The 5,433-nt window shown below is 71.9% G+C and carries 4 protein-coding genes; 2 read left to right on the top strand and 2 right to left on the bottom strand.

Translation table 11 applies throughout. From position 1 onward, the window contains the following. Positions 1–1,527, bottom strand: a 1,527-nt coding sequence (gene mptB, locus ACTIR_RS0108130; protein ID WP_026453898.1) for a polyprenol phosphomannose-dependent alpha 1,6 mannosyltransferase MptB, incomplete at its 3' end; no start/stop codon positions are given. A 479-nt stretch (positions 1,528–2,006) separates the two neighbouring features. On the opposite strand from mptB, the gene ACTIR_RS0108125 reads away from it, so the two are divergent. Together ACTIR_RS0108125 and ACTIR_RS0108120 are read left to right on the top strand one after the other, a co-directional pair. After that, positions 2,007–2,996: a malate dehydrogenase gene (locus ACTIR_RS0108125; protein ID WP_026453897.1), complete on the top strand. Its 990-nt coding sequence runs from the start codon at positions 2,007–2,009 to the stop codon at positions 2,994–2,996. Between the two features lie 208 nt (positions 2,997–3,204). Then, complete coding sequence (locus ACTIR_RS0108120) at positions 3,205–3,954, top strand: YwaF family protein (RefSeq protein ID WP_026453896.1); 750 nt, start codon at positions 3,205–3,207, stop codon at positions 3,952–3,954. Between the two features lie 37 nt (positions 3,955–3,991). On the opposite strand, the gene ACTIR_RS22320 is transcribed toward ACTIR_RS0108120, so the two are convergent. Next, the coding region (locus ACTIR_RS22320) for a M3 family metallopeptidase (protein WP_034238996.1) at positions 3,992–5,433 on the bottom strand (1,442 nt) is incomplete at its 5' end.

The raw sequence follows: 5,433 nt of genomic DNA, 5'->3' as shown, positions 1-5,433 counted from the left end.
CCACACCGCGATCAGGCCCAACGGGTCCGGCCGCAGCAGCGACACCGCCCCGTACAGGCTCGCCGCGACCACCCCGGCGACGAACCACCAGTCGTAGAGGCTCTGTTCCCCGGTCGGGTAGTAGGCCAGCACCAGCAACATCGACACCCCGACGACCACCGCCAGGTGGGTGCGCCGCCACGGGAACGCCGACGCGATCACGAAGCCCCAGGTCAGGTACCAGGGCAGGGTCGGCGGCGCGAACAACGCGACCGCGAGCAGGGTCACCGCCATGCGCAGCACCGCCTCGCGGCCCCCGTGCCGGGCCTGCCACCACTGCCACACCATCACCCCGATCAGGGCCACCCACGCCAGTCCCCGCGCCACCGTCACGAACGGGGAGACCGGCACGTCGACCACGAGGTTCACCAGCGTGTGGAACACCTCACCGATCCCGGTGGGGAAGTTCAACCAGTTCGCGATGATCTGCGGGGCCTGCAGACCGGTCACCCAGCCGAGGTTGACCGACCCGAGGGAGATCCAGGTGCCCAGGACGAACACCGCCCCGAAGATGCCCAGCGACGGCGTCACGGTCCGGACGAACCGCCGGAACAGGCTCTCCGACCCGTCCAGGTGATTCGCCCAGATCCACACGAGGAACGGCAGCGCGACCGCCGCCGTCGGCTTGATCAACATGCCCACGGTGACCAGGGCGATCGCGAGCGCGTGTTTGCGCTCCAGCGCCGCCAGCAGTCCGATCGCCAACAGCGCCAGCATGAGCAGGTCGTTGTGCGGGCCACCGACCAGGTGAATCACCGTCATCGGGCTGGCGATCGCCAACCACATCGTCACCGGCAACCGTCCCCCGAGATGCCGCACCAGCCGCGGCAGCGCCCACAGCAGCCCGGCCAGCCCGGCCAGCAGCACCACCCGGGTCACGATCACCCCGGCGATGACGTTGTCCCCGGTCACGCCGACGATCTGCTCGGCCACCCACAGGAACAGCGGACCGTACGGGGCGGGCGTGGTCTGCCAGAGCGGGTGCACGTTCTCCACCACGTTCGGCAGCACGTCGAGCGCGGCGGGCCCGTAGTCGTACGGGTCCAGACCGTGCAGCAGCTGCGCGCCCTGCCCGAGATAGGAGAACACGTCCCGGGTGAACAGCGGCGGCGCGACCAGCAACGGGGCCATCCACGTCAACGCCGCCACCACGACCGGCCTGCTGCCGACCCGGCCCGCGAGGACGTGCCGGCCCAGCCGCACCCAGGCCCACACCACCAGGCCGAAACCCACGTACAGCAGCGCCGTCGCCAGCGCGTGCCCGTGCCCGTAGCGGATCCAGGACAACGGCGACGACCCCAGCACCGGATCGTGCACCAGGATCCCCCCGGCACCGAAGGAGGCGAGCAGCAGCACCAGACTGCCGATCAGCCCCAGCACGGTCGTGCGGAGGGGGAACCGGGACTGTGCGTGCGCAGGGCTCGTCGACCGCTCCTGCCCGGCGGCGGGCGTCTCGGAACCCGGTGCGGAATCGGTGGTGGTGGCCATACTGGTCACTGAGGTTACACACCGACACCGGATCCGCTCGGTGACGGTCTGCCGACACCGGACCCGGGCACCCGCACCGACGACCGCCCGCACCGATGACGGGTCCGCACCACCGCCGCCGTGGCTTCACACCGATATCACCACATCGACCGGGGTACGGGCAAGGTCACGATCCGTCCCCGCGGCCCGCGCAGGGGCCCGACCCCGACACCCCGGGAGGTGATCTCGGTGACATCGGACCGTCCACCCCGGACCGGGATGGGCCACGTCCGACCCGGCGATACCCGGCGATTCGGCTGGGCACGGCGGGAGCGGCCTCGCCGGGGCCCTCCGCCGCCGATCCGTCCCGTGCCTCCCCGGCCCGGCCGGGTGAGGTGACGCACCCGCCTGCGCACCGCCGACGGCGGATAGCATCCCGATACCAGCGTCAACACGCTGCACGTGACCGAACACCGAACCCGTCAGCAGGAGAGAACGTCATGACCCAGGCCCCTGTCAACGTCACGGTCACCGGAGCGGCCGGCCAGATCGGATACGCACTGCTCTTCCGGATCGCCTCCGGCCAGCTCCTGGGCCAGGACACGCCGGTGCGGCTGCGCCTGCTGGAGATCCCGCAGGCGGTGAAGGCGGCCGAGGGCACCGCGCTGGAGCTCGAGGACGGCGCATTCCCGCTGCTGCACGGCATCGACATCTTCGACAACGCCCCCGAGGCGTTCGCCGGCACCAATGTCGCCCTGCTGGTGGGCGCCCGCCCGCGCACGAAGGGCATGGAGCGTGGCGACCTGCTGGAGGCCAACGGCGGCATCTTCAAGCCGCAGGGCGAGGCGATCAACGCGGGCGCCGCCGACGACGTCAAGGTGCTCGTCGTGGGCAATCCCGCCAACACCAACGCGCTCATCGCGCAGGCCCACGCGCCCGACGTCCCCGCCGAGCGGTTCACCGCCATGACCCGCCTCGACCACAACCGCGCGATCGCCCAGCTCGCCCGCAAGCTCGACGCGCCGGTGGCCGACGTGAAGAAGATGACCATCTGGGGCAACCACTCGGCCACCCAGTACCCGGACATCTTCAACGCCGAGGTCAAGGGCCGCAACGCCGCCGAGGCGGTGAACGACGAGGCGTGGCTCGCCGACGAGTTCATCCCACGGGTCGCCAAGCGCGGCGCCGAGATCATCGAGGCGCGGGGCGCCTCGTCGGCCGCCTCCGCCGCCAACGCCGCCATCGACCATATGCACGACTGGGTGAACGGCACCCCGGACGGCGACTGGGTCTCGATGGGCATCCCGTCGGACGGCTCGTACGGCGTGCCCGAGGGCATCATCTCCTCGTTCCCGGTCACCTGCCAGGGCGGGACCTACCGGATCGTGCGCGGCCTGGAGATCAACGAGTTCTCCCGTCCGCGCATCGACGCCTCGGTCAACGAGCTCGTCGAGGAGCGGGACGCCGTCCGCAACCTCGGCCTGGTCTGAGCGGCCGCTCCCAGAGGTCGGGAGGGTGACCATGCCGGTCGCTCTCCCGACCTCTGTTGCTGTTGTGGTGAGTGGTGTGGTGTCCGGATCCTCAATGGAGCGTGTTCGCCCACGCCCGCGAGTATAGGTCGTTATACACCACACGGGTGTCCCCGGACTGGCACCATGGGTGGCACGACCAGCGCGGGCACCGAGGCCGGACGGGGACGTGACACGGACGACGGCACAGGACGAGTTCAGCGCCTACGGCGCCTCCCACTGGGCCGTGCTGGCCGTGTTCGCCGCGGGTGTCGCCGCCCTCGTCCTGGCCGGCAGGCGGCAACGCCACCACCCCACCGGCCGACGCCGGTTCACCCGCGGCTTCGCCCTCCTGCTGCTCGCCCTGCACGTCGGCGCCCAGCTGTACACGGTCGCCTCCCGGCACTGGCAACCCCTCGACGCGGTCCCGCTGCACCTGTCCGACCTGGCCGGGTTCGTCACCGCCTACGCCCTGTGGTCGCACCGCCGCTGGGCCTTCGCGCTCACCTACTACTGGGGTCTGACCCTGAGCGCCCAGGCGCTCGTGTCCCCCGTGCTCGACTCCCCCGACTTCCCGCACCACGAGTTCCTCGCGTTCTGGGCCCTGCACCTGCTGGTCGTCTGGGCCGCGGTCTATCTCACCTGGGGACTCGGCCTCCGGCCCGGATGGCGGCACTACGCCGTCGCCGCCGGGCTCACCGCCGCCTGGGCGTGCGCCGCGTTCGTGTTCAACAGCGTCACCGGCACGAACTTCGGGTTCCTCAACGCCAAACCCGCCACCGGCTCCGTGCTCGACCTGCTCGGCCCGTGGCCGTGGTACCTGCTGCCCGAGGCCGCGCTGATCCTCGCCGCGTGGGCCCTGCTCACCTGGCCCTGGACCCGGCGCCCCCGGCACACCCGCACCGGTCGCGCGCGCACGGCCGAGGACACCGACCACTGACACCCCGGCGCCGGGCACCGCCGGGCACGACCGACGACTACGCGCCCGTCAGGCCCCGCCGCTGCAGCAACGGCCCGATCTCCGGGTCGCGGCCGCGGAAGTCCCGGAACGCGGCCATCGGGTCGGTGCTGCCACCCCGCGCCAGCAGCCGCCTGCGGTAGTGCTCCCCGTTCTCCCGGGTCAGGCCGCCGTTGCCGCGGAAGAACTCCACCGAGTCCGCGTCCAGCACCTCACTCCAGATGTAGGAGTAGTACCCGGCGGCGTAGCCGTTGCTGAAGATGTGCGCGAAGTAGGTGCTGCCGTAGCGCGGCGGCACCGCGTCCAGGGCCACACCCGCCTTCTCCAGCGCGTGCGCCTCGAACCCGGCCACGTCGTCCACCCGCGTGTCCCCGTCCAGGGTGTGCCAGGCCAGATCCAACAGCGCCGCCGCCAGGTACTCCGTCGTCGCGAACCCCTGGCCGTACGCGCGGGACTCCACCAGCCGCCGCACCGTGTGCTCCGGCAGCGGTTCGCCCGTGCGGTGGTGCCGGGCGTAGTTGCCCAGCACCTCCGGGTGCAGCACCCACATCTCGTTGACCTGCGACGGGAACTCCACGAAGTCCCGCGGCACGTGGGTGCCGGACAACGTCGGGTACCGCACGTCGGACAGCAACCCGTGCAGCGCGTGCCCGAACTCGTGGAAGGCGGTCTCCACCTCGTCGAACGACAGCAGCACCGGCCCGCCCTCCGGCGGCCGGGCGAGGTTGAGGTTGTTCACCACCACCGGGGCCCGCCCGAGCAGGCGGGACTGGTCCCGGTAGGTGTTCATCCACGCCCCGCCCCGCTTCGACGGCCGCGCGAAGTGGTCGGCCAGGAACAGGCCCAGGGCGGAGCCGTCGGCGTCGAACACCTCGAACGTCCGCACGTCCGGGTGGTACGTGGGCAGGTCCGGCCGCTCGGTGAAGGTGAGGCCGTAGAGCCGGTGCGCCGCGAAGAACACCCCGTCGTGCAGCACCCGCTCCAGCTCGAAGTACGGCCGCAGCTCCGCGTCGTCGAGGTCGTAGCGGCGCCGGCGCACCCGTTCGGCGTAGAAGGCCCAGTCCCACGGTTCGAGGTCGTGGTCGGCGCCGGAGGCCGCAATCTCTCCGGCGAGGTCGGCCGCCTCCTCCCGCGCGTTGGCCACCGCCGCCGGGACCAGGCGGTGCAGCATCCCCAGCGCCGCCTCGACCGTGCCCGCGGTCTGCTCCTCCACCGCGTAGGCCGCGTGGTGCGGATAGCCCAGCAGCGCGGCCCGTTCGGCGCGCAACCGCGCGATCTCGGTCAGGATCCCGGTGTTGTCGTACTCGCCGCCCCGGTGCCCGCGACCGCGGGACGCCCGGTACACCCGCTCCCGCAGGTCCCGGTTCTCCAGCGAGGACAGCACCGGCTGTGCCGTCGGCAGCGACAGGGTCAGCGCGTACCGCCCGGGCTCGCCGCGCGCCGTGGCCGCCTCGGCCGCCG

Source organism: Saccharomonospora iraqiensis subsp. iraqiensis, from assembly GCF_000430445.1.
GTDB lineage: Bacteria > Actinomycetota > Actinomycetes > Mycobacteriales > Pseudonocardiaceae > Saccharomonospora > Saccharomonospora iraqiensis.
This window is presented reverse-complemented; position numbering and strand designations above follow the sequence as displayed.

Coding starts and splice junctions, on each gene's coding strand:
- ACTIR_RS0108125 (WP_026453897.1), top strand. CDS start 2,007: ATGACCCAGGCCCCTGTCAACGTCACGGTCACCGGAGCGGCCGGCCAG.